The following is a 23,338-nucleotide window of genomic DNA, read 5'->3' as shown; positions in this document are numbered from 1 at the left end:
TCCGATCGGCAGCCAGAACCGACTAACGACAGTTGTAAGGACCGGCCTTGTCGCGCACCTTGCCCGCCGTGTCGATGACCTCCCACGAGTAGGAGCGACCGGACAGGGTGAACTTCACGACGCCGTGCGAGTCCGCGAACCAGTTCTCGACGCCCGCGCGCGGCTTGACGTTCTTGTAGAGGTAGTCGCCGCCGATGCCGATGATCGCGGTGCGCAGACCGTTGGCCTCGTCGACCGAACCGCTCTTGCTCAACGGCTTCAGCCGCTCGTAGTGGTGGTCGTGACCGCTCAGGACCAGGTCGGCCTTGGCGTCCGCGAAGGCGTTCCACAGCGGGGCCATCGTGGACTTGTCGCCGTACTCGCCCGAGTTGAACCGCGGGTGGTGCCAGTAGCCGACGACGCAGGCCTTGGTGTTCGCGGCCAGGTCGGCCTTGAGCCAGTTGAGCTGCGTGGAGTCGGCACCGGTGTCGTACATCTTCTGCGAGTCGAACGACACGAAGTGGAACTCGCCGGCTTCCCAGCTGTAGTACGGCTTTCCTGACGGGTAGGCCTGGACGCCGAAGTACGACTTGTAGCCGTTGAGGTTGTCCTCCCACTCGTGGTTGCCGGTCGCGGGGTGGGTGATGTTCTTGTACTTGCCCCACGACTTGTCGTAGTGGGCCTTGAACTCCGCGATCGTGCCGCTGTCGTACTGGTTGTCGCCGACCGTGAGGATGTGGTTCGGCTTGATCTGCTCGATCAGCTTCGCCGTCTCGTAGTGCTCGGTGTTGGTCAGCGACGCGATGTCACCGGCGGCGACGACCGTGATGGTGTCGCCGGGGGCCGCGGGCTTGGTGGTCGCCTGCACCGCGTTGCTCGCCGGGCCGAGGTTGCCGGCCGCGTCACGGGCCTTGACGGTGTAGGTGAACGCCGTGCCGGACGCGAGCCCGGTGTCGGTGAACGTGGTGCCGGTGGGCGTGCCGACGACGCTGCCGTTGCGCAGCACCTCGTAGCCCGTCACGCCGACGTTGTCGGTCGCGGCCGTCCACTGCAGGTCGACCGAGCTCGACGTGGTGCCGGTGCTCGACAGACCGGCGGGCGCGGTCGGCGCGGTGGTGTCGCCGTTCGCGATGCTGCCCCAGACCTCGAGGCCGAAGAGCGAGTAGCCGTAGGTCGTGCCGCGCTTGGTGCCGTAGATCCGCACGAACCGGCCGGACGCCGTCAGCGTGGACTCGTCGGTACCGCCGTTCTGGCCGGTCAGGGTCTTCTTCGTGCTCCACGACGACCCGTCGGACGACGTCTGGATCTTGTACTCGGAGGCGTACGCGGCCTCCCAGCTGAGCTTGACCTTGGAGATGGTGGCGGTGCCACCGAGGTCGACGGCGATCCACTGCGGATCGACGCCCTCGAGGCTCGCCCAGCGCGTGGCCGGGTCGCCGTCGACGGCGTTGGCGCCGCCGAAGGTCTCGGCCTCGACGGACGAGACGGTGGTGGGTTTGTTGGCGGACAGCAGGGAATCAGCCGCGTTGGCCGTGCCGGACGCCGCGATCTGAGGGACCACCAGCGCGAACAGGGCTATGGCGACACCAGCTCTGGTGTGCTTTTTGATCACTTCGTTCCTCCTGGGCAAAGGGCGGCGGCTCGAAGGATTGGTAAAGAAGCTTCCCAATTGATTCCGGACGCTAGGGGCGGCCGAACGAGCAGGTCAACGGCAGAACGCCAGACCGGACGCGAGAAGGAACACCACAGCCCTCATGACCTGGGTCACATGCGGCGGGAAGCCGGGCCGGTCATGCCCTTTTGGACAGTGCGCGAACGCTGTACCTGTGGACGCGCTGAAGAAACACCCAGGTCGGGATTGTTCACCTGGGTCACGTACGTTCACCGATCATGAGCACCGCAGCCAGCCTCGTAGTGCTGTTCCTGGTCGCCGTCGTGCCGTTGGCACCGACGGAGGCCGTGCTCATCGGCGCCGGCGTCCTGGCCGCGTCCGGTGAGGTGCCGCTGTACCTGGTGGTGCTCGTCGCAGCGGCCGGTTGCCTGGTCAGCGACTTGATCAACTTTACCGCAGGACGCCGCATGGGGATGCGGGCCCTCGACAAGGTCAACAAGAACACCAAGGCGCGGGCGATGGTCGTGTGGACGGCCGACCAGCTCGCCACCAAGGGCGAGACGATCCTCATCGCGGCGCGGTTCCTGCCCGCGGGCGGCATCGTCGGGGCGCTGCTGACGGGCGCACTGAAGTGGCCGCTGCGCCGGTTCGTGCCGGTCGCCGCGGTCGGGTCGGCGCTGTGGAGCCTCTACCCCGCCACCGTCGGGTACATCGGCGGTCAGCTCGTCGACGAGGCATGGCTCGCGATGCTGTTGTCGTTCGGCGTGGCCACGCTCATCTCCATCCCGGTCGGCATGGCGATCCGTGCGCGCAACGCCAACCGCACTCTCTCGTACGCCGAGGCGTCGTCGTAGAGCACCGCGAACCGGTCCGCGGCCGCCAGCAGGGCGTCCACCTCGAACGCCACCTGGGCGTCGCCGCTCAGCCGTTCCAGCAGTGAGACCCAGCGCAGGTTGAACAGCATCAGCGCGTCGCGCACCCGGCCGGGCCTGGCCGCGAACTCCGAGCGCGTCACGACGAAGAAGCAGCCGCCGGGGAACACGCGCCGCTTCGAGTAGTCGAGCCAGCGGTCGGTGAGGTCCAGGAGCGTTCCGCCCGGCATCACGACCTCGTGCGCGAAGATCTCCGCTGCCGTGTGCACGGTCGAGATCTGCAGTTCTTCCTTGGCGCCGAAGTGCGAGAACACACCGCTCTTGCTCATGCCGAGCTCGACCGCGAGCCGCCCGATCGTGACTCCTTCGAGCCCGTCGACGGACGCGATCTCCGCGGCTCTGAGAAGGATCGACCTTCGACTGTCCATCTCAAAACTGGACCACTCCCCCCTCAAGCCCGCCTAACGAAACGCACGCGGGGCCCTTTCGTACTGACATGCAGTACGAAAGGGCCCCGCGTGCGGTCGAAACTAGGGGTTCAGCGCTTCGGTCACCGAGGCTGGGCCCACGAGTGGGATGTCGGGCGACAGGCCGTCGCCCTCCTCCACCAGGATCGGCTTCACCTCGTGCGGCTGGATCTCGCCGGACCGGATCTGCTCGGCGTAGTGGCACGCCACCTTGTGACCCGGCTTGAGTTCGCGCAGCACCGGCCGTTCGGTGTCGCACTTCGTCGCCTGCCGCCACGGGCACCGGGTGTGGAACCGGCAGCCGCTGGGCGGATTCGCCGGCGACGGGAGGTCGCCCGCGAGCAGGATCCGTTCGCGCCGGTCCTCGACCACGGGGTCGGGCACCGGGATCGCCGACAGCAGCGCCCGCGTGTACGGGTGCAGCGGCTCGGCGTAGAGGTCCTCCGAGGAGGCCTCCTCGACCAGGCCGCCGAGGTACATCACGCCCACGCGGTCGGAGATGTGCTTCACGACCGCGAGGTCGTGGGCGATCACCAGGTACGTCAGGCCGAACTGCTCCTGCAGCTCCTCCATCAGGTTCACGACCTGCGCCTGCACCGACACGTCCAGCGCGGACACCGGCTCGTCGGCGACGATCAGGTCCGGCTCCAGTGCCAGCGCCCGCGCGATGCCGATGCGCTGCCGCTGGCCGCCCGAGAACTCGTGCGGGTACTTGCGCAGCGCGGTGGTCGGCAGGCCGACAGCCGTGAGCAGCTCGCGGAGCCGCTTGTTGGTCGACTCCTTGCCCTTGTCCAGGCCGTGCGCCCGCAGACCCTCGACGAGGATCGACTCCACGGACTGCCGCGGGTCCAAAGAGGACAGCGGGTCCTGGAACACCATCTGGATCCGGCGCCGCATCTTGCGCAGCTCTTCACCCTTGAGCGAGGAGAAGTCCTGCCCGTCGAAGATCATCTTGCCTTCGGTCGGCTCGTTGAGCCGCAGCATCGCCCGCCCGAGGGTGGACTTGCCGCAACCCGACTCGCCGACCAGGCCGTACGTCTCGCCGCGCTTGATCTCCAGGTCGACGCCGTCGACCGCGTAGACGTAGCCGACGGTGCGGTCCATGAACACGCCCCGCTTGATCGGGAAGTGCACCTTCATGTCCTGGACGGAAACCAGGGTCTCGCTCATACCGGCACCTCCTCGGCGGCGGGAGTTCCCGGCACGACCGGGTTGTGGCAACGGAGCAGGCGACCCAGCTGGTCTTCCTCGGCCGGCGTCTCCGTGCGGCACAGGTCCAGCGCGTTCGGGCACCTCGGTGCGAACGCGCAGGCGCTCGCCCACGGGATGTTGTCCGCGACGGAACCCTTGATCGGCGTCAGCTTCGAGTGACGCGCGGCGTCCAGGCGCGGGATCGAGGCCAGCAGGCCGTGCGTGTACGGGTGGCGCGGCTCGGCGAAGAGCTTGTGCCGCATGGCCTTCTCGACCACCTTGCCGCCGTACAGCACGTTGACCTCGTCGCACAGGCCCGCGACGACACCCAGGTCGTGGGTGATCATCACGAGCGCGGTGCCGAGGTCCTGCACCAGTTCCTTCATCAGCGACAGGATCTGGGCCTGGATCGTCACGTCCAGCGCCGTCGTCGGCTCGTCCGCGATCAGCAGCTTCGGCCGGCACGCGAGCGCGATCGCGATGAGAGCGCGCTGCCGCATACCGCCGGAGAGCTGGTGCGGGTACTCCTTGAGCCGCCGGTTCGGGTCCGGGATGCCGACCTTGTCGAGCAGGTTCTTCGCCTCGATCATCGCCTCCTTGCGGGCCATGCCGCGGTGCCGTTCGAGCACCTCGGTGACCTGCAGGCCGATGGGGATGACCGGGTTGAGCGACGACAGCGGGTCCTGGAAGACCATGCCGAGCTCGCTGCCGCGCTTGTCGCGCATCTGCCTGTCCGACAGCTTGAGCAGATCCGTGCCGTCGTAGGTCACCGTGCCGGTGACCGTCGCGCCGCGCTTGGGCAGCAGGCCCATGATCGCGAGCGACGTCACGGACTTGCCGCAGCCCGACTCGCCGACGAGCCCGACCGTCTGGCCTGGCTCGACGTCGAAGCTGACGCCGTCGACCGCGCGGAACGGTTCCTCGCCCTTGCGCTGGAACACGACGGTGAGGTCACGAACTTCGAGCAGTGCCACGACGACTCACCGCCTGTTCTTCGGGTCGAGGGCTTCGCGCAGGGTCTCGCCCATGAGCGTGAAGCCGAGCGCGACGATGATGATGCAGATCGCGGGATACGCGGCGAGGGCAGGATGCGTGTCGAACACGTTCTGCACGTCGCCGAGCATCTGACCCCACTCCGGCAGCCGGTCGTCCGGGTTGCCGAGGCCGAGGAACGACAGCGCGGCGGCCTCGATGATCGCGGTGGCCAGCACGAGCGTGGACTGCACGATCACCGGGCTGAGCGAGTTCGGCAGCATGTGCCGGAACACGATCGCGCCCTTCTTCACGCCCAGAGCCGTCGCCGCCAGCACGTGGTCGCTGTGCCGTTGCGCGAGCATCGAGCCTCTGAGCAGTCGTGCGAACACCGGGATCTGCACGATCGCGACCGCGAGGATCACGGTGAACTGGCTGGGCCGCGCGAACATCGCCGCGATCGAGAACGCGAGCAGCAGCGACGGCAGCGACAGCATGACGTCGACCAGACGCATGACGACCGAGTCGACCCAGCCGCCGATGGCGCCCGCGAGCGTGCCGAGGATCAGGCCGCCGGTGAGACCGATCAGCGTCGCACCGACACCGACGAGCAGTGTCTGCTGCGAGCCGACGAGCAGGCGCGAGAAGAAGTCGCGGCCCTGCAGGTCGCCACCGAGCAGGTGACCGGGCTGGGCGGGCGGGATCTCGTTGCGCGCCTTGACGACCTGGTCGATCAGCATGCGATCGGACGGGTCGTGCGGGGCGAGCCACGGCGAGAGCAGCGAGACCAGGATGAAGAGCCCGATGATCGTCGCACCGATGAGGAACACCGGGCTGCGCTTGAGCCGCTTCCACGCGCTGGCCGCGAGCGAGACGCCCGCGGTGTCGGCGAGGTCGTCGATCTTTTCCTTCTTGGAGACTCCGAGTGCCACTGCGCTCACCTCGTCCTGATGCGCGGGTCGATGAGCGCGTACGAGAGGTCGACCAACAGGTTGACCACGACGTAGACGATCGTGGCCATGATGATCAACAACAGCAGCACCGGGTAGTCACGCCGTTCGAACCCGATGGCGAGCGCCTGGCCGACACCGGGGATCGAGAACACCTTCTCGGTGAGCACGGCGCCGGAGAGCAGCGCGCCGGTCTGCAGGCCGATCGTCGTGACGACCGGAAGCATCGCGTTGCGCAGCACGTGCCGGCGGCGGATCACCGGTGCGGTGAGGCCCTTCGACTCGGCCGTGCGGACGAAGTCCTCGTCGAGCACGTCGAGCACGGCGGCCCTGGTGATGCGGAAGATCACCGCGAACGGGATCGTGGCCAGCGCGATCGCGGGCAGGATCAGGTGTTCCAGCGCGTCGAGCGTGGCGTCGAACTCACCGGTGAGGATGCCGTCGAGGGTGAAGAACCCGGTGACGCGGGTGGCGTCGATGTCGCCCTGGCGGCCCTGCGACGGCAGGCCGAGACCCACCGACGCGGCGTCCTTGAGCACGTAGGCCAGGAAGAACACCGGGACGGCCACGCCGATGAGCGAGCCGATGACGCTGAGGTTGTCGAACCAGCCGCCGCGACGCTTCGCGGCGAGGTAACCGAGCGGGACGCCGACCGCGATGGCGAGCAGGATCGCGAAGAAACTGAGCTCGATCGTCGCGGGGAACCGCTGGACGAAGATGTCGAGCGCCGAGTCACCGGGCTGAACACCGGTGGAGACGCCGAAGTCGCCGGTCGCCGCGCGACCGAGGAACTTGAAGTACTGCACGATGATCGGCTGATCGAGGCCGAGCTGCTTGGTGAGGGCTTCGCGCGACTCCGGCGTAGCGCGCTCTCCCAGGAGGGCCGAAACCGGCCCTCCTGGGAGGAGTCGCATCCACGCGAAGAGCAGCAGCGAGAGCACCAGCACCACGCCGAACAGCTGAACCAGCCGTCGAATGGTGTAGCGGAGCACTGAGCTACCCCGTTGTTCTCTTGTGGTGGGAGCTGGTCAGCTCAGCCCTTGGAGGCCGGGCCGAACTTCTCGTCGGTCAACGGGCTCGGGACGACACCCTTGATGTCCGACTTGAACACCAGAGCGGGCGGGGAGTGCGAGATCGGGATCGCGGGCAGGTACTCGTCCATGATCTTCTTGTTGATCTCTTCGTACAGCTTCGTGCGGTTGGCCTCGTTCGGCTCGGAGTTGGCCTTGGCCAGGTCCGCCGCGAGCGTGGCGCCCCACGGGGACACACCGGTGTTGAAGCGGTTGTCGGTGCGGCCGAAGAACGTGCCGACCCAGTTGTGCGCCGTGCCGTTGTCGCCGGTCCAGCCCAGGAGGAACAGGTCCGGGATGCTGTTGTCGACGTCGGTCAGGTAGCCACCGTTCCACGGCTTGGTGACGACATCGATCTTGATGCCGGCGGCCTGCAGGTCCGTGGAGATCGCGCCGAACAGGTCCTTCGGGGACGGCATGTACGGACGCGTGACCTCGGACGGCCAGTAGAACTTCAGCGTCAGGTCGGAGGCACCGGCCTCGGCCAGCAGCGACTTCGCCTTGGCGGCGTCGTACGGGACGGCCTTGAGGTCCTTGTTGTAGCCGTTGACGGTGTCCGGCATGAACTGCGTCGCGACCTTGGCGCCCTCGGGCAGCTGCGACTTGACGAGCTGCTCGCGGTTGATCGCGTACTGCAGGGCCTGACGGACCTTCAGGTCGGCGAGCTTCGGGTTGTTCTTCTGGTTGATGCCCAGGTAGAACACGTTGAACGCCGGACGGATCGCGACGTTGAAGCCGTCGGTCTTCAGACCGGCCCAGTCAGCCGCGTTCGGCAGGTCGTACCCGTCGATGTCGCCGGCCTTGAGCGCCTGCTTGCGGGCGGTCTCGTCCGGGATGATCTTGAAGATGACCTTGTCCAGCTTGGCCTTCGTGCCGTGGTAGGAGTCGTTGCGCACGAGCTCCACGGTGTTGTTGGCCTTGTCGTACTTGCTGAACTTGAACGGGCCCGTGCCGGTCGGGTGCTCGTTCGCGTAGGCCGGGTAGGTGAACGCGTCACCGGCGGCCTGGACGTTGTCCGCGTCGTACTTCTTCAGCGCGTCGGGGCTGGAGATCGAGAACGACGTGAAGCCGAGGACCGACGGGAACTGCGAGGTGACCTCGTTCAGCTCGACCACTGCGGTCTTGGCGTCCTTGGCCGTGCAGGACTTGTACAGCGAGGGCTTGTCCGGCGTGCTGGCGAAGCCGCCGAAGTTGTCCAGCCAGTACTGGGAGACGGCGTCGCTCGTGCCGGCGCCCTTCTGGTTGTACCAGCGGTTGAAGTTGAAGCAGACGGCCTCGGCGTTGAAGGCCGTGTCGTCGTGGAACTTCACGCCCTCCTTGAGGGTGAACGTCCACGTCTTGCCGTCAGCGCTCGGCTCGTACTTCGTGGCGAGAGCGGGCTCGACCTCGGCGGTGCCGGGCTTGAAGCCGACCAGACCTTCGAACATCTGGCGGGAGACCCGGAAGGTCTCACCGTCCGTCGCGTAGAACGGGTCGAAGAGCTTCGGTGCGCCCGCGGCGCCGAAGGTCAGCGTTCCGCCTTCCTTGCCACCACCTCCGGAGTCGCGCTGGGATTGCGCGCAACCGGAAAGGGCGAGCGCGCTGACGCTGAGGAAGCCGATCGCGGCGACCCAACGGCGGCGAGCCGTTACTGAGTGGACCATCAAACACCCCTTGGACAATCCGCACATCTCACGGTGTGGTCGCCGACCATAACCGTTGTACATACCCCCTCCGGGGCATCTCAGGTCACGATCCGGCCACTAGACCAGGCATTCTGATACGTCCGGCGCACGCTCGCTGACCCAACGTGAGCACCACGGATGCGTCGAACGCTCTCCTAGGCTGTAGAAACAACAACGACACGCGGAGGAGGTCGCATGAGCAGAGTGGTCGAGTTCCGCGTGCTCGGCCCCCTCCAGGTCCTCCTCGACGGCGAACCACTGCTGGTCAGAGCGGGTAGGCAGCGTGCACTGCTGGTGTCGCTGCTGCTGCGCGCGGGCACGTCGGTGTCCGTGGACGAACTCGCCGCGAACGTGTGGGGTGAAGATCCTCCCGCGCGTGCGCGCGCGACTCTGCAGACATATGTGATGCGTCTCAGACAGCTGCTCGGACCGTCTGTTCCGATCAAGACCGTGCCCGACGGGTACCTGATCGACGTCGACGAGAAGACGATCGACCTGATGCGCTTCGAGCCCCTGATCGACCAGGGCGAACAGGAGCGCGCAGCGGGGAACCTGCAGGCCGCCTCGGCCGCGTTCGCCGCCGCGCTGGGGCTCTGGCGAGGTCCGGCGCTGGTCGACGTGCCGTCGGAGGTCCTGCACCGCGACGAGGTGCCGCGGCTCGACGAACGCCGCCTGCACGTGCTGGAACGCCGCGTCGAGGTCGACCTCGAACTGGGCAGGCACGGCGAGCTGGTCGCGGAGCTGTCCCGCCTGACCAGCGAACATCCGTTGCGCGAGCGGTTCTGGGCGCAGCTGATGGTGGCGCTGTACCGCTCGGGCCGGCAGAGCGAGGCACTGGCCGCCTACCAGCGCGTTTCGCGGCTGCTGGGCGGTGAGCTGGGCATCGATCCCGGCGACGAGCTGCGGCGCGTGCACAGCCAGGTGCTGTCCGGGTCGATCGACTCGGTGGCGACGGCCTCCCCCGGTGCGCCGGTGGCCGCCAAGCCGGAACGGGTCGTGCCGTCGCAGCTGCCTGCGGACATCCCCGACTTCGTCGGCCGGGACGAGGCCGTGTCGCTGATCGTGGCGTTGCTGCGGACCGCCCAAGGTGTGCCGGTCGTCACACTGGCCGGGCCGCCGGGAGTGGGCAAGACGGCGCTGGCCGTGCACGCGGCGCACCGGATGCGCGCGGACTTCCCGGACGGTCAGCTGTACGTCAACCTGCGCGGATACGCCCCCGGCCCGCCGTTGAGCGCCGTGGACGTGCTGCCCCGGTTCCTTCGCGCGCTGGGGACCGAGCCTGACCAGGTGCCGTTGGACCAGGACGAGCAGGAGGCGATGTTCCGGTCCACGCTGACCGGTCAGCGCGTGCTGTTGCTGCTGGACAACGCCTCGTCGGCCGAGCAGATCCGGCCGCTGCTGCCGGGGTCGCCGGGGTGTGCGGTGCTGGTGACGTCACGCGACACGTTGCGCGGCTTGGCCGTCTCGCACGCGGCGTCGAACGTGCGGCTGGACGTGCTCGACTGGCACGAGACGCAGTCACTCCTCGCAGGCATCCTGGGCGCCGACGAGGTGGCGTCCCAGGAGGACGCGGCACTGGAGCTGGCGACCCTGTGCGCGCATCTGCCATTGGCTTTGCGTATCGCAGCCGCGAACCTCGTGTCGCGTCCGGAACTGTCCATCGCGGACTACGTGGAGGAGCTGCGGGCGGGCAACCGGCTCGCGGCGCTGGCCGTCGAGGGCGACGAGCGGGTCGCGGTGCACGCGGCGTTCGACCTGTCCTACACGGCCCTGAAGCCCGAGCTCGCGCAGATGTTCCGGCTGCTGTCGCTGGTTCCCGGCACCGACTTCACGCCCGAGATGGCGGCCGCGCTCTCGGGACTGACCACTCAGGACGCCCGGCGCAGGCTCGACCGGCTGGCCACCGCGAACCTGATCTCGAACCACGCGCCGTCCCGCTACCAGTTCCACGACCTGCTGCGCGACTACGCGGCCGAGCGCCTGGCGTTCGAGGAGGGCCGCGCGGACTCGCGGCTCGCGCTGCGGCGGCTGCTGGACTGGGCGGTGCGCTCGGTCGACAACGCCACGTCCGCGATGAAGTCGACGCTGTTCCGCTTCCCGCGCCCTGCTCCGTTGGAGAGCGTGGTGCCGCGGTCGTTCAGCTCCTCCACCGAGGCCCTGACCTGGCTGGACTGTGAACGCGCGAACCTGGTCGCGCTGGTGGCGCACGCCGTCGAGCGCGACCCGGAGAACTCGCCGTGGCAGCTGGCCGACGCGCTGCGCGGCTACTTCTACACGCAGGGCCTCACCGCCGAGTGGCGCGAGACGGCGAAGGCCGGCTTGCTGGGCGCCCGCGCGCCACGTGACGAGCTCGGCCAGCTCGCGATGCTGTCGTCGCTGGGCACGCTGTACTGGGTGACCGGGCAGCACCGCAACGCCCTGGGCTACTACCAGCAGGCCATCGCGCTGCAGGAACACATCGACCTGCCAGAGGCAGAGGCCGCCGTGCTGTCCAACGCCGGCAGCGTCTACATCGACCTCGGCGAGCTCGAGCACGCCGCCGACCACCTCGAACGCGCCCTGGTGATCGCCCGCCGGCTGCACGCCGTCCAGGTGCTCGCCAACGCGCTGTTCAACCTCGGCGGCGTCTACATGCAGCTCGGCCAGCTCGACCGCGCGGCGACGACGTTCGAGGAAGCACTCGAAGCCGGGACGCGCATCGACTCGTGGATCACCCAGGCGAACTCGATGCGCGCACTGGGCGAGGTCTACGCCTCCCGCGGCGAGCCCGAACTCGGCGCCACGTACTTCGTGCGCGCGAGCGAGCTCTACGAACGAGCGGCAGCCCGGAACTTCGGCCACACCATGCACGAGGGCATGGCCATCACACTGATCATGCGCGGCCGGTACGAGGAGGCGGCCGTCGAGGCCTCCGCCGCCATGCAGATCGCGCAGGACCTGGAGAACGTCAAGAGCGTCTGCGACGCGCAGAACCTGCTCGGCCGTGCCCTGGACGGTGCGGGGCGGTACGCCGAGGCCTTGGAGCAGTTCTCGTCGGCGTTGGCGATCGCGGTCGACACCGGGTACTCGTGGGGGATCTGCTCGGCTCGTCGCGGGCTGGCTTCCTCTTACCGCGCGGCTGGGCGGTACTCGGAGGCCATGGAGATGGCCACTTCCGCACTGGTCGAGGCTGGGCGGTCGCAGTTCCGGCTGGCGGAGATGGAGGTGTTGCTGGTGCTTGGGCGCACGCACCTCGACATGTCTGCCGCCGCTGAAGCCCTGGAGTGCGCTTTGCGGGCCTCCACCGTCGGCTCCGCGTCTGGGCATCGATGGGTGTTCGGGCGGGCTTTGCAGTTGGCCGGCGATGCTGCTGTTGTTCTGGGTGATTCTCGTGGTGCCCGTACCTACTGGTCGTCGGCGCTGGAGGTCTTCAGTGCGATCGGGACGCCTGAGGCTTCCGTGGTCGAGGCTCAGTTGCTGGACGTGACCACGTAGTCGGCTCTTGCTTTCGTTTCGTCCACCGCGAACCAGCCTCTTTCGTACTGCTGCCAACGGATGAAGTGCTCTCGTTGGTGTTCGCCGTCTCTTGCCACCGCGCGTTCCAGCCTGGCTTGTTCCGTCTCGTAGTCCACGAAGAGCGCGAGACTCAGGCGGGTGTTCGCCTTCCTGGCGCTGGAGAAGCCTTCCAGGATGATCGTCCCTTGTGGAGTGATCGTGACCTCGTCACCTTCGGCCACGCACGGAAACCCTTGGGACCAGTCGGTTTTCCGGTAGCTTCCCTCGCGGCCCTGTTCGACTGCGTCGAGGGCGGCCTGCAGCCGTGGCCACCACTTCGTCGTGGGGTCGTCCCACGTGGCGAAGTGGTCGGTGCTGATGAGCTGGGCGTTGAGTTCTTGGGCGAGGTTCTTCGCGAAGGTCGATTTGCCCGCGCCCGACGGGCCGTCCACCGCGACCAGGCGAGTGTTGCCCAGCCGCGGTGGGGCCGTTGTCACATGCTGCGGCGACCAGATAGCGCACGCCCCAGCGTCAGCTCGTCCGCGAACTCCAGGTCGCCGCCCATCGGCAGGCCGCTGGCGAGCCGCGTGACGGACAGGCCCGGGAAGTCCCTGAGCATCCGCACCAGGTAGGTGGCCGTGGCCTCGCCCTCGGTGTTCGGGTCCGTGGCGATGATGACCTCGGAGATGTCGACACCGTCGGTCGCCGTGCCGATCCGGTTCAGCAGCTGACGGATCCGGAGCTGGTCCGGGCCGACGCCGCTCAGCGGATCCAGCGCGCCACCCAGGACGTGGTAGCGGCCCCTGAACTCCCTGGTGCGCTCGATCGCCTGGACGTCCTTCGGCTCCTCGACCACGCAGACCAGTGCCAGGTCGCGCTTGGGGTCGCGGCAGATTCGGCACCTGGTCTCCGCGGAGACGTTGCCGCAGACGTCGCAGAAGACGACGCCTTCCTTGACCTTCTGGAGAGCTTGCTGCAGCCGTTCGATGTCGGCCGGCTCTGTTGCCAGTAGGTGGAAGGCGATGCGTTGTGCGCTTTTGGGGCCTACACCTGGGAGTCTGCCCAGTTCGTCGATCAGGTCCTGTACCGGGCCCTCGTACATCTGTTAGCCGATCTCTGGTCGCGCCGATGTCGTGGCCGAGGGGTTCAGCCGAGTGGTGCGTCGAGCCCGTGGCCCAGCAGTCCGCCGCTCTTGGCCGGTGGTTGGCCGAGAGCAACTAGCCCAGCAGTCCGCCGAGGCCGCCCTGGGCCAGTGGGCCGAGCTTCTGCTCCACGAGTGCCTGCGCACTGGCGTTGGCGTCCTTGATCGCTGCGATGACCAGGTCCTGGAGGGTGTCGATGTCCTCCGGGTCCACGATCTTCGGGTCGATGGTCAGGTTGACCAGCTCGCCGCCGCCGGTGACCGTTGCGGTGACCAGGCCGTTGCCCGCGTTGCCGGTGACCTGCGTTTCGGCCAGCTGCTGCTGGGCTTCTGCCATCTGCTGCTGCATGTTCTGGGCCTGCTGGAGCAGGGCCTGCATGTCGAACTGACCGGGTTGCACCGCTGGTCCTCTCGGTGGGGTTTGTTGTGGTCCAGGGTACGGGGGGCTTTGCGCGCCGGTTGGGGTGGTCGTCCCCCGGTCGCGTCGGCGGCTGCCGGTTGGTTGTTCGTAGGTGGTTGGGTTGCGCGCTGCCGTGGCGGCTGATTCCTGGGGCTCCGCCCCAGGAATCAGCCAATCTGATCAAAAGCCGGGGTTGGGCAGTGGGGCGCTGCGGTGGGCCGGTCAGGCCTTCTTCAAGGGGCGGGCGCCTAGTTCGTCTGCCAGTAGTTGGAGCATTACCGACTCCGGGTCTTTGGCCTGCACTTCTGTTGCCGCGCCTGGGTCTGCTGGACGGGCTGCCTCGGCCAGCATTGCTTCTTCGTCGTCCGGTTCCGGCGGGAGCGGGTCGTCGGGCTCTGGGGGCTCCGGCGGGGGTGGGACGTCGTCGATCGGCGGCCTGGGGGCCTGGGATTGTTGCGGTTCTGGCTGGGGGCGGGACTGTTGTTGGTTTTGCGCCTGGCTGGGGCGGGTCGGGGCCGGGCGGGCCGCCTTCGCCTGGGTTGCCTGTTGTGGGGTGGCGCCCGGGGTGCCGTGGGTGCAGCGGACCTGCCAGGTGCCGCCGAGCACCGAGGACAACGCCGTGGCGATGGCCTCGGTGTTGCGGGACTCCGCCAGGCGGCGGGCCAGGGGGGCCGAGGTGTGGGTGATCGTGACCACGTTGCCGTCCACCTCGCTGACCATGGCGTTGGTCAGCATCGCCTCGGTGCTGCGGCTGGTCGCGCGGACTGCGGCTAGCAGTTCGGACCAGATTCGGCGGACCGCTGTCGCGTCCATTGCTCCGCCGCCACCAGCCGTCGCCGAGGCTGCGGGCTGCTGTGGTGCGGCGGCGGGTGCCGCTGCCGGAGCCGCCGGGGGTGCGGGCTGCACCTGAGCCGGTGCCGGAGTGTGGGCCGGGGTTGCGGCCTGTGCCGGGGCAACTGCTGCGGGCCGTACCGGCGCCGGGGCCTGGGGCTGCACCGGGGCCGGGGGTGCTTGCTGCGGGGCCTGTTGGGTGGGCTGTTCGGCTGCGGGCTGGTCCGCTGGTTGTTGGGACCTGCGGGTGAAGACCGGGGCGCCTGCTGGTGCGGCGGGCTCGCCTGAGGCGGGTGCGATTGCTGCCGGGGGGCGGCGCTCCAGTTGTTCCAGGCGCTGGAGAAGTGCTGCTTCCGACTGGCTCGCCGACGGGAGGAGCATCCGGGAGACGAGGAGTTCCAGGAGCAGGCGGGGGGCCGTGGCTCCGCGCATGTCGACCAGGCCCTGGTGGACGATCTCGGCGTAGCGGGTCAGGGCTGCTGGGCCGATTCGTTCTGCCTGGGAGGCCATGGTGGCGACTTCGTCGTCCGGTGCGTTGACGAGGTTGCGTTCGGCTGCGTCCGGGACCGCGCAGAGCAGGACCAGGTCGCGGAGCCTGTCGAGGAGGTCCGAGGCGAAGCGGCGGGGGTCGTGGCCCGCGTCGACGAGGCGGTCGATGGTGCCGTAGACGGCGCCGCCGTCGCCTGCGGAGAGGCCGTCCACCACGTCGTTTAGCAACGCCGAGTCGGTCACGCCCAGCAGGGAGATGGCTCGTTCGTACTTCACGCCGTCCGGGCCTGCTCCGGAGAGGAGCTGGTCCATGACGGACTGGGTGTCGCGGGCCGAGCCGCCGCCTGCTCGGATCACCAGCGGGAAGACGGCTGGTTCCACCGCCACGCCTTCTGCCGCGCAGTTGCGTTCGAGCAGGGCGCGCATGGCGCCGGGCGGGATCAGGCGGAACGGGTAGTGGTGCGTGCGCGAGCGGATGGTCGGGAGGACCTTGTCCGGCTCGGTGGTGGCGAAGATGAAGATCAGGTGCTCCGGCGGCTCCTCCACGATCTTCAGCAGGGCGTTGAAGCCCTGCGTGGTGACCATGTGCGCCTCGTCGATGATGAAAACGCGGTACTTGGCCTCCGCCGGTGCGTAGAAGGCCTTGTCGCGGAGGTCGCGGGCGTCTTCCACGCCGCCGTGGGAGGCCGCGTCGAGTTCGACGACGTCGACGCTGCCGGTGCCGTTCGGGGCCAGGCCGATGCAGCTGTTGCACTCGCCGCACGGGTCGGGCGTCGGGCCCTTCACGCAGTTGAGCGAGCGGGCCAGGATTCGGGCCGAGGACGTCTTGCCGCAGCCGCGCGGGCCCGAGAACAGGTAGGCGTGGTTCACCCTGCCTGCCGACAAGGCGACGCGCAGCGGGTCGGTCACGTGCTCCTGGCCTACGACCTCGGAGAACGTGGCCGGACGGTACTTGCGATACAGAGCGAGCGCCACGCCGCAGACAGTACCGGTGGACCCCGACACAAAAAGGGGACCCCGTGCACCCACCAGAGCCCGCTTATCCTTGCTGCCTTCCGGCCCTGGGGAGGTTCGCGAGATGTGTGCCGCACGAGGTCCGACGCAAGTGTAGCGAACCCCTCAGATCGAACGTGTGTTCGAGTTGCCCACAGTGTTGTCCCCAGGTATGGACAACTTCCGGCCCGTGGCGATCATCAGCAGGTCAGGGGCAGGAAGATCGGGAACTCCGGAGTCGCGGAAGCGCTTGCGAGCGCCCCAAAAATGGGCTTTTCAACACATGGTCGAGGGCGGCCTGGGCCGGTTCGAGCGGCATCTCGCGGGCGCGGCCCAGCGGGCGGGCGATGTCCTGGCCGTGGACGAGGAAGTCGACCAGGGGATCGATCGGGGCGGCCATCGGCGCGCGCTTCGGCGAGGCCGCGGTCTCGCGGATCTGCGCGATCAACTCCGACCGGGTGAATCGTGCGGCGATCGCGCGGGCCTTCTCGTCCTCCATGCGCTCCCAGTCGAAGCGCGCCTTCACGACGCCGGTGAGCACGTCCCGCCAACCCGTGCGGGTGGACGTGGTCAGGTGGGCGGCCATCGTCTGCATGGTCCAGCCGGCGCAGAGGGTCTCGCGCTGCCACTCGTCGTCGGTCAGGTCTTCGAGGAGGTCGGCGACACCCAGGCGTTCGGCCTCCAGCCACTTCATGATCATGATTGCCCCTCGATGGCGGTCAGCCTGCGGCGCAGGAAGTCCTGTTCGGATTCGGTGCCCGCGAGCGCGATGGCCTCGCGGTAGGCCCGGGCGGCCTCGGCGTCGCGGCCCAGGCGGTGCAGCAGGTCCGCACGGGCCGCGCGGTACGGGTGGTAGTCGCGGAGCCTCGGTTCCGCGGCCAGCGCGTCGAGCAGTGCGAGGCCCGTCTCGGCGCCGTCGCGCATGGCGATCGCGGCGGCCCTGTTGAGCGAGATGACGGGTGACGGCGTGAGCTTGTTCAGCACGTCGTAGAGCGCCACGATCTGCGGCCAGTCGGTGCCGGCGAAGTCCGGTGCCTCGTCGTGCAACGCGTTGATCGCCGCCTGCACGCCGTACGGACCGTGTCCGCCCGTGAGCGCGCGTTCGGCCAGTGCGCTGCCCTCGTTGATCATGTCGCGGTCCCAGAGCCCGCGGTCCTGGTCCTCCAGCAGCTCGGCGCGGGCGTCCCGGCGGGCGTGGATCAGCAGCATCAACGCCAGCAGCCCGGTGACCTCGCGGTCGGGCAGCAGGCTCCGCAGGATCCGCGCCAGCCGGATCGCCTCGTCCGCCAGCTCGGTCCGCTGGGCCGCGTAGCCCTCGGTGAAGATCGAGTAGACGGCCTGCAACACGCCGGGCAGGCGTTCCGGGAGCTCGTGCTCGTCCGGCACGCGGAACGGGATGCGCGCCTCCTTGATCTTCTTCTTCGCGCGCACGATCCGCTGCTGCATGGTCGTGACCGGCACCAGGTAGGCCCGCGCGACCTCGGGCGTCGTGAAACCGGCCAGGCAGCGCAACGTCAGCGCGCCGCGGTCCTCCTCGGCCAGCGCCGGGTGCGCGCAGGTGAAGAACAACTCCAGCCGCTCGTCCGGCAGCCCGTCCCTCGCCGGCGGATCCGCGCGGTCGACCTCCACCTGCAGCAACGCCAGCCGCGCCGCGTACACCTGGTCGCGGCGCAGGCGGTCGACGGCCTTGCGGCGCGCGGTCGTGAGCAACCACGCGCCGGGCCGGTCCGGTACCCCGTCCACCGGCCAGTGCCTCAGCGCCGCCTCGATCGCGTCGGAGGTGACCTCCTCGGCCAGGTCGAGGTCGCCGAAGCGCTTGACCAGCGTCGCGAGCAGCCTGCCGCGCTCCTCCCGGAACACCTGCTCGACGTTCATCCGCTCAGAAGTCGAACTCGGCGATCGGCCGGACCACCACGGCCCCGCCGTCCCGCGAGCCAGGACACTTCGCGGCCCACTCCAGCGCCGCGTCGAGGTCCGGCACGTCGATGATGTCGTAGCCGCCCAGCACCTCACGGGTCTCGGCGAACGGCCCGTCCGTGACGGTGCGCTTGCCGTCCTGTCCGACCTGGACGGTGGTCGCGGTGACGAGGTCGGCCAGCGAGTGCCCGGAGACCAGGACGCCCGCGTCCTTCATCTCCTTCTCGTAGGCGATCCAGTCCTCGACGGTGCAGCTCGCCTGCTGGTCAGAGGCCGCGTAGATCAACAGCATGTACTTCACGATTGCCCTCCTCGGTCCGGTCTTACGGGATCACGACGAGCGGGCAGCCGCCAGATCGACACGGGCCTCGAACTTTTTCCGGCGACCCCCGTTTTGGGCCCCGGAACACCCGTCCGGTAAGGTTCTCGACGGAGGATTCGCATAGCGGCCTAGTGCGCACGACTGGAAATCGTGTTGGGTTCACCCCCTCACGGGTTCAAATCCCGTATCCTCCGCTCTCATCCGAAGGGCGCCGAACTTCAACGTTCGGCGCCCTTCTGGCGTTAACGTTGCATGATGTTGCCCGAAGACCTGATGCTGCTGTTCCTCGACGAAGAAGACGGCCGCGTGCTCGTGGACACGACCTCGATCCACAACGCGCTGGCCGGTGCCGTGCTGCTGGAACTGGTCAACTCCGGGCGGGTCGCGTTCGAGGCGGACGGCAAGAGGCTCACCGTGGCCGACCCGGCGCCGTTGCCCAACGAGTTCCTGCAGGAGTCGTTGACGCGCATCGACAAGCCCATGAAGCCGCGACGGGCGGTGGAACGGCTGCGGACCCACGTGCGGGACAACGTGATGGCGCAGCTCGAAGGCCGCGGCGTGCTCAGCGTCGAGAAGACCAGGATGCTCGGGATCTTCCCCACCAAGAGTTATGTGATCCAGGACCCGAAGGCGATCAGCGAGATCCGCGACCGTGTGGGCAACGTCGCGCTGGGGTACACGGCACCGGACGAGCGCACGGGAGCGCTGATCTCGTTGCTGTACGCGGTGAAGGGGCTGCACAAGGTCTTCAACGGCGACAGGCGCGAGATGAACGCGCGCGCCGAGCAGATCGCCGCGGGCAACTGGGCCGGCCTCGCCGTGAAGCAGGCGTTGGAGGCGGTTCACGCCGCGATCGTGGCGACGACGGTGGCCGCGACCGTCGCGGCCACGACAGGGGGTTCCAGCTGATGTTGCACGAAGATCTGATGTTGCTGTTCATCAACGGGCAGAACGGAAAACTGCGCGCCGACTCGACGTCGGTGGACAACGCGCTCGCGGGGGCGGTGCTCATCGAGCTCGTGAACTCGGGGCGCGTCGCGTTCGAACCCAACGGCAAGAAGCTCCAGGTCGTCGATCCGACGCCGTTGAAGGACCCGTTGCTGCAGGAGTCGGTGGGGCGGTTCGACAAGCCGATGAAGCCGCAACGAGCGGTGGAGCGGCTGCGGAAGAAGGTGCGCGACAACGTGGCCGCTCAGCTCGAAGGCCGTGGTGTCGTGCGGGTGGAGCCGCGGAAGGTGATGGGGATCTTCCCGGCGAAGGGCTACGTGATCACCGAAGAGGCCGCGCAGAACGAGGTGCGCAAGGCGGTCGGTGAGGTCGCGCTCGGCTATCGCGGGGCGGACGGGCGCACCGGGGCGTTGGTCGCCCTGCTGTACGCGGTGAAGGCCGTGCACAAGGTCGTTGACGGCGACAAGCGCGAGATGACCAAGCGCGCCAAGGACATCGCCGCCGGCAACTGGGCGAGCGAGGCCGTGCGCAGGGCCGTCGAAGCGATCCAGGCCGGTGTCGTCGCCGCAACGGCAGCTGCCGCCGCCGCGTCGTCCAGTGGTGGATGACGCAGCGACGGCAGCGGTAGCGGCAGTTACTTCTTCAGGCAGTCGAGAATGTCTTCCAGGGCGAACACGAGCTTGTCGACGTTCGCGTCACCCGTGGACGGGCGGGCGCGGACGATCTGCGGGTCGTGGTCGCTCGCCTGGTCGGCGAACTCGGCGTTGATGTGCACCACGTCGTAGCTGAAGCGGGTGATGTTCTTGCTCATCACGAGGTGGTCGAGCGTCTGCGAGTTGCCCTCGAAGACGTAGCTGTACCGCTCGTTGGCGGGCAGCGTGTCGATCAGCGCCTTGAGGTTGCCGTCGCCGGTGAGGGCCTTGACGGCGGGCGAGAACTGGTAGTCGTTCAGGTCGCCCGCGAGCACCACGTTGGCGCCCTTGTCGATCGCGCGGATCTGCTCCGTGAACGTCTTCAGCGCCGCGGCCTGCTTGCCGCGCTGCACCTCGGACGTGCGGTTCGGCGGCTGGTTGCGGCCGTGGATGGCCTCGTCGCCGCCCTTGGAGTTGAAGTGGTTCGCGACGACGAAGACCGTGCGGCCGCGGAACTTGAACTCACCGGCGAGCGGCTTGCGGCTGCTGGCCCACGCGTCGTTGAGCGGGTCGATCCGGCCCGGTGACACGGAAAGCGCCGCGCGGCCGTTCTTCTTCACGACCTGGACGGGCGTCTTGAAGTCGCCGCCGGGACGGTCCACGAAGGACACCCGCTGCGGGTTGAAGAAGAAGCCGACGCGGATGTTGCCGCCGGGCTCGCCGCCGTCCTTGAGGTTCTCCGGGTCGATCTGACGCCACTGGTAGCGCGGGCCGCCCTTGGCGAAGATCGTGTCCGAGAACTTCTGCAGCGTCTGGTCCGCCGCGACGACACCGTCGTTGGTCGCGCCGTTGTTGTCCTGGATCTCTTCCAGCACGACGACGTCCGGGCTGCGCAGGTTCGTCGTGACGCCCTCGGCGAGCCGGTCGAACTTCTCCTGCGGGTCGGACGGGTCGAGGTTCTCGACGTTGTAGGTCGCGACCGAGAGCTCGGACTCCTTCTGCTGCGCGGTGATCTCGCGCTGCAGGTTGGACGACGCGTGCTGGCCGAGGTTGAGCGCGGCCAGCGTGTAGCCGCCGAAGTTCGTGTACTCGATGGCTCCGACGGTCGCGCCGGCGAACACGTCGCCGACGTTCGCGGCGGGCAGCGTGCCTGCGGTCTTGATCTTCAGGCGGCCGCTGTTGGCCTGGTCGTACGCGGTGTAGGTGGTGCCGCCGCGCAGGTTCTTGTTCTGGTCGGGGTTGACCGTCACCCAGACCTCGCCGAACGTGTTGCTCGGGCCCACGACGCGGGCGTCGTCGACCTGGACGAGCGTGCCCTCGAGGGACTCGAAGTAGTCGAGGCCGTACTTGGCGGGCTCCAGCGGGAGCTGCTCGATGCTGCCGCCGGGAGCGGGCAGGTAGCCGGCAGGGACGTTCTTCACCACGACCGGTGCCGGGACGGGGTTGCCCTTGGAGACCGTGATCGTGGTGGGCGCGGTGATCTCGGTGAGGGTCTGGTTGGAGCCCGTCTCACCGCCCGGCCGGTACTCCGCGATCGTGCCGCTGACCAGCACGCTGTCGCCGACCGCGACCGTCGGCGCGGTGCCTGCGGTGTAGACGAAGACGCCCTCGCTGGTGCGCGGGTCGCTGTCCGGGGCCGTGTCCTGGATCCAGAAGCCGCGGTCACCCGAGGCGCGGGTGCCGGTGACGACGCCGGGGACGTTGGTGACCTTCTGGCTGTTCAACGGCGAGATGCGCGTGACGCCCTGGATGTCGCGGATGCGCTTGTCGCCGGGGGTGGGGTCCGGGTCGGGATCGGGATCCGGGTCGCCGCCGCCCGGGGTCTCGCCCTTGGAGTTGGTCGGGGTCGGGCCGCCGACCGTGAAGTCCGCGGAGTTGTCGTCGGTGTCGGGGAGCCCGGCCTTGCGCGACGCCGAGGTGGTGTTGCTCAGGGCGCCCGTCGCGGTGGCCTCCCGCACCACCGCGGTGCCGAAGCCGACGAGGTCCTTGATCCGCGCGTCGGCGGCGCAGTCTGCCGCCGTCTTGCACGTCAGCGCCGCGGTGCCGTCGACCAGCGCGATGGCGCCGCCGGTGGCGCTCATGGCGATCGTGCCCGTGACGTCGGGCGCGGGCAGGTCGACGGTGCCGCCGGTGCCCTTGGCCTCGGCGACGAGGAACGTCTTGCCGGGCGCGATCGAGCCGGTCAGCGGGGTGACGCCCCACTGCGTGCTCGCGCCGGGGGTGGCCGAGATGTACTGGACGCTGAAGCCGTCCAGGGCGACGGGGGTGGTGCCCTTGTTGGCCAGCTCGACGAAGTCCTGCTTGAGGGTGGCGCCGGAGTTGCCGCCGCCTCCGTAGACCTCGGAGATCAGCGCGTCTGTGCTGGGTGCGGCGACGGCGGGGACGGCGGCGAGCACGAGTGCCGCCACCGCTGTCCCGACGACGGGCAGGGTGGGTCTCAAAACTTCCTCCAGGGGATGCGGCGGACCGACGCATCTTTCCCCGATCGAGTGATGTTTGGTAGCCGTTGTTACTAACGGTTAACCGGTTGGCCCATCAATGATCACTCGAACAAGTGTTCGATCATGGTGTATGCTCGATTTCGGAACGTCGGCCGGTGGTCCCCTCCCAGGCACCGGCCGACGGCCCTACATTCAGGCACGTGGGGATACCGAGCTACGAGCGCCGCTGCGCCGAGATCATCAACCAGACCGAACTGCTGGTCGCCTCCCTGGACGACGCTGACCTGGGCATTCAGGTCCCATCAGCGCCGGACTGGACCCTCAACCAACTGCTCCGCCACGTCGGCCACGCACACCGCTGGGCGGACTCGATGCTCCGCGACAGACTTCCGGAGATCGACTTCTCCCGCAACGGCGCGCAGCTCCTGGAGTCGTATGTGGGTGAGTCCCCGTCCGTGCTGATCCCGTGGTTGCGGGAGGGCGCCGCCTCGTTGTCCGAGGTGCTCGGGGAGGTCGACCCGGACGAGATGATCGCGCCGCTGGGCGGCTTCCCCGGCCCGCGCGTGTGGTCGCGCCGCATGACGCACGAGACCGTGATCCACAGGTGGGACGTCCAGAACGCGCTCGGCCTGCCGTTCGAGCTGGACCCGGAGCTCGCTCAGGACACGCTGCGCGAGTGGACCGGTCTCGCCCTGCCCTACGCGTTCCAGCGGTGGCCCGAGGAGACCGCTCCGCTCGCCGGTTCCGGGACCGTGCACCTGCACGCGACGGACGTCGAGGCGGAGTTCGTGATCGATCTCACCGGGCCGGCGCCGGTCGTCTCGGAGGGGCACGCGAAGGCGTCCGCGGCGTTGCGCGGGCCTGTCGTCGACCTGGTGCTGGCCGTGTACCGGCGGCGGTCGCTCGACGGACTGGAGGTGTTCGGGGACGCGGACCTGCTCTCGCTGATGCTGGAGCGCGTACGTTTTTGACG

At 68.5% G+C, this 23,338-nt stretch carries 19 protein-coding genes, 1 tRNA gene, 1 other RNA gene and 1 pseudogene; 6 read left to right on the top strand and 16 right to left on the bottom strand.

Going from position 1 to position 23,338, the window contains the following annotated elements; genetic code table 11:
- Positions 1 to 22: 22 nt before the first annotated feature.
- On the bottom strand, positions 23 to 1,591 hold the full coding sequence (locus ACSHWB_RS15175; RefSeq protein ID WP_439662662.1) for a discoidin domain-containing protein: 1,569 nt from the start codon (positions 1,589 to 1,591) through the stop codon (positions 23 to 25).
- Positions 1,592 to 1,869: 278 nt separating this feature from the next.
- Here ACSHWB_RS15175 and ACSHWB_RS15170 point away from each other — a divergent pair.
- A pseudogene (locus ACSHWB_RS15170) lies at positions 1,870 to 2,289 on the top strand (DedA family protein); the annotation flags it as partial.
- Positions 2,290 to 2,309: 20 nt separating this feature from the next.
- On the opposite strand, the gene ACSHWB_RS15165 reads toward ACSHWB_RS15170, so the two are convergent.
- The 6 genes from ACSHWB_RS15165 to ACSHWB_RS15140 form a co-directional block, all read right to left on the bottom strand.
- On the bottom strand, positions 2,310 to 2,891 hold the full coding sequence (locus ACSHWB_RS15165) for a TetR/AcrR family transcriptional regulator (RefSeq protein WP_439662661.1): 582 nt from the start codon (positions 2,889 to 2,891) through the stop codon (positions 2,310 to 2,312).
- A 102-nt stretch (positions 2,892 to 2,993) separates the two neighbouring features.
- The gene (locus ACSHWB_RS15160) at positions 2,994 to 4,100 is read right to left on the bottom strand and encodes an ABC transporter ATP-binding protein (protein WP_439662660.1); all 1,107 of its coding nucleotides are present in this window, start codon (positions 4,098 to 4,100) and stop codon (positions 2,994 to 2,996) included.
- Positions 4,097 to 5,095, bottom strand: a complete 999-nt coding sequence (locus ACSHWB_RS15155; RefSeq protein ID WP_439662659.1) for an ABC transporter ATP-binding protein — start codon at positions 5,093 to 5,095, stop codon at positions 4,097 to 4,099. Before ACSHWB_RS15155 ends, ACSHWB_RS15160 begins: the two co-directional genes overlap by 4 nt.
- 6 nt (positions 5,096 to 5,101) lie before the next feature.
- Positions 5,102 to 6,025 carry an ABC transporter permease gene (locus ACSHWB_RS15150; protein WP_439662658.1) on the bottom strand — a complete coding sequence of 308 codons (924 nt, stop codon included), beginning with the start codon at positions 6,023 to 6,025 and terminating at the stop codon, positions 5,102 to 5,104.
- Between the two features lie 5 nt (positions 6,026 to 6,030).
- Positions 6,031 to 7,035: an ABC transporter permease gene (locus tag ACSHWB_RS15145; protein ID WP_439662657.1), complete on the bottom strand. Its 1,005-nt coding sequence runs from the start codon at positions 7,033 to 7,035 to the stop codon at positions 6,031 to 6,033.
- Positions 7,036 to 7,076: 41 nt separating this feature from the next.
- Positions 7,077 to 8,756, bottom strand: coding sequence for an ABC transporter substrate-binding protein (locus tag ACSHWB_RS15140; RefSeq protein WP_439662656.1), 1,680 nt, complete (start codon positions 8,754 to 8,756; stop codon positions 7,077 to 7,079).
- Between the two features lie 216 nt (positions 8,757 to 8,972).
- On the opposite strand from ACSHWB_RS15140, the gene ACSHWB_RS15135 reads away from it, so the two are divergent.
- Positions 8,973 to 12,251 carry an AfsR/SARP family transcriptional regulator gene (locus ACSHWB_RS15135; RefSeq protein WP_439662655.1) on the top strand — a complete coding sequence of 1,093 codons (3,279 nt, stop codon included), beginning with the start codon at positions 8,973 to 8,975 and terminating at the stop codon, positions 12,249 to 12,251.
- Here the strand turns inward: ACSHWB_RS15135 and ACSHWB_RS15130 are convergent.
- The 8 genes from ACSHWB_RS15130 to ACSHWB_RS15095 all read right to left on the bottom strand — a co-directional run bounded on the left by ACSHWB_RS15130 (position 12,227) and on the right by ACSHWB_RS15095 (position 18,323).
- Positions 12,227 to 12,703: a uridine kinase family protein gene (locus ACSHWB_RS15130; RefSeq protein WP_439662654.1), complete on the bottom strand. Its 477-nt coding sequence runs from the start codon at positions 12,701 to 12,703 to the stop codon at positions 12,227 to 12,229. The two genes, ACSHWB_RS15135 and ACSHWB_RS15130, sit on opposite strands and share 25 nt — an antisense overlap.
- 41 nt (positions 12,704 to 12,744) lie before the next feature.
- Complete coding sequence (gene recR / locus ACSHWB_RS15125; RefSeq protein ID WP_330271580.1) at positions 12,745 to 13,353, bottom strand: recombination mediator RecR; 609 nt, start codon at positions 13,351 to 13,353, stop codon at positions 12,745 to 12,747.
- Between the two features lie 115 nt (positions 13,354 to 13,468).
- Complete coding sequence (locus tag ACSHWB_RS15120) at positions 13,469 to 13,771, bottom strand: YbaB/EbfC family nucleoid-associated protein (RefSeq protein WP_439664603.1); 303 nt, start codon at positions 13,769 to 13,771, stop codon at positions 13,469 to 13,471.
- Between the two features lie 243 nt (positions 13,772 to 14,014).
- Positions 14,015 to 16,087: a DNA polymerase III subunit gamma and tau gene (locus ACSHWB_RS15115; protein ID WP_439662653.1), complete on the bottom strand. Its 2,073-nt coding sequence runs from the start codon at positions 16,085 to 16,087 to the stop codon at positions 14,015 to 14,017.
- Positions 16,088 to 16,117: 30 nt separating this feature from the next.
- An RNA gene (ffs, locus tag ACSHWB_RS15110) (signal recognition particle sRNA small type) lies at positions 16,118 to 16,214 on the bottom strand.
- A 99-nt stretch (positions 16,215 to 16,313) separates the two neighbouring features.
- Positions 16,314 to 16,799, bottom strand: coding sequence for a maleylpyruvate isomerase family mycothiol-dependent enzyme (locus tag ACSHWB_RS15105; RefSeq protein ID WP_439662652.1), 486 nt, complete (start codon positions 16,797 to 16,799; stop codon positions 16,314 to 16,316).
- Positions 16,800 to 16,801: 2 nt separating this feature from the next.
- Positions 16,802 to 17,980 (bottom strand): RNA polymerase sigma factor, encoded by a 1,179-nt coding sequence (locus ACSHWB_RS15100; protein ID WP_439662651.1) that lies wholly within the window; start codon positions 17,978 to 17,980, stop codon positions 16,802 to 16,804.
- 4 nt (positions 17,981 to 17,984) lie between these two features.
- Entirely contained in the window at positions 17,985 to 18,323 is a 339-nt protein-coding gene (locus tag ACSHWB_RS15095) for a YciI family protein (RefSeq protein ID WP_030477647.1), read from the bottom strand.
- Between the two features lie 130 nt (positions 18,324 to 18,453).
- Between ACSHWB_RS15095 and ACSHWB_RS15090 the strand changes: the two genes are divergently transcribed.
- From ACSHWB_RS15090 to ACSHWB_RS15080, 3 genes are all read left to right on the top strand, one after another.
- Positions 18,454 to 18,538 (top strand) — tRNA-Ser (locus ACSHWB_RS15090).
- A gap of 58 nt (positions 18,539 to 18,596) precedes the next feature.
- The gene (locus ACSHWB_RS15085; RefSeq protein ID WP_439662650.1) at positions 18,597 to 19,253 is read left to right on the top strand and encodes a GOLPH3/VPS74 family protein; all 657 of its coding nucleotides are present in this window, start codon (positions 18,597 to 18,599) and stop codon (positions 19,251 to 19,253) included.
- Positions 19,253 to 19,900, top strand: coding sequence for a GOLPH3/VPS74 family protein (locus tag ACSHWB_RS15080; RefSeq protein ID WP_439662649.1), 648 nt, complete (start codon positions 19,253 to 19,255; stop codon positions 19,898 to 19,900). The genes ACSHWB_RS15085 and ACSHWB_RS15080 overlap by 1 nt, the downstream gene beginning before the upstream one ends.
- 26 nt (positions 19,901 to 19,926) lie before the next feature.
- On the opposite strand, the gene ACSHWB_RS15075 is transcribed toward ACSHWB_RS15080, so the two are convergent.
- Positions 19,927 to 22,365: an endonuclease/exonuclease/phosphatase family protein gene (locus tag ACSHWB_RS15075; RefSeq protein WP_439662648.1), complete on the bottom strand. Its 2,439-nt coding sequence runs from the start codon at positions 22,363 to 22,365 to the stop codon at positions 19,927 to 19,929.
- A gap of 200 nt (positions 22,366 to 22,565) precedes the next feature.
- Here ACSHWB_RS15075 and ACSHWB_RS15070 point away from each other — a divergent pair, with 200 nt between their 5' ends.
- A complete protein-coding gene (locus ACSHWB_RS15070; protein WP_439662647.1) occupies positions 22,566 to 23,336 on the top strand; it encodes a maleylpyruvate isomerase family mycothiol-dependent enzyme in 771 nt (256 codons plus the stop codon).
- Positions 23,337 to 23,338: the final 2 nt, after the last annotated feature.

It is taken from the genome of Lentzea sp. HUAS TT2, assembly GCF_051853195.1.
GTDB lineage: Bacteria > Actinomycetota > Actinomycetes > Mycobacteriales > Pseudonocardiaceae > Lentzea.
Note: the sequence above shows the minus strand (reverse complement) of the source record. Positions and strands in the feature narration are given on the sequence as shown.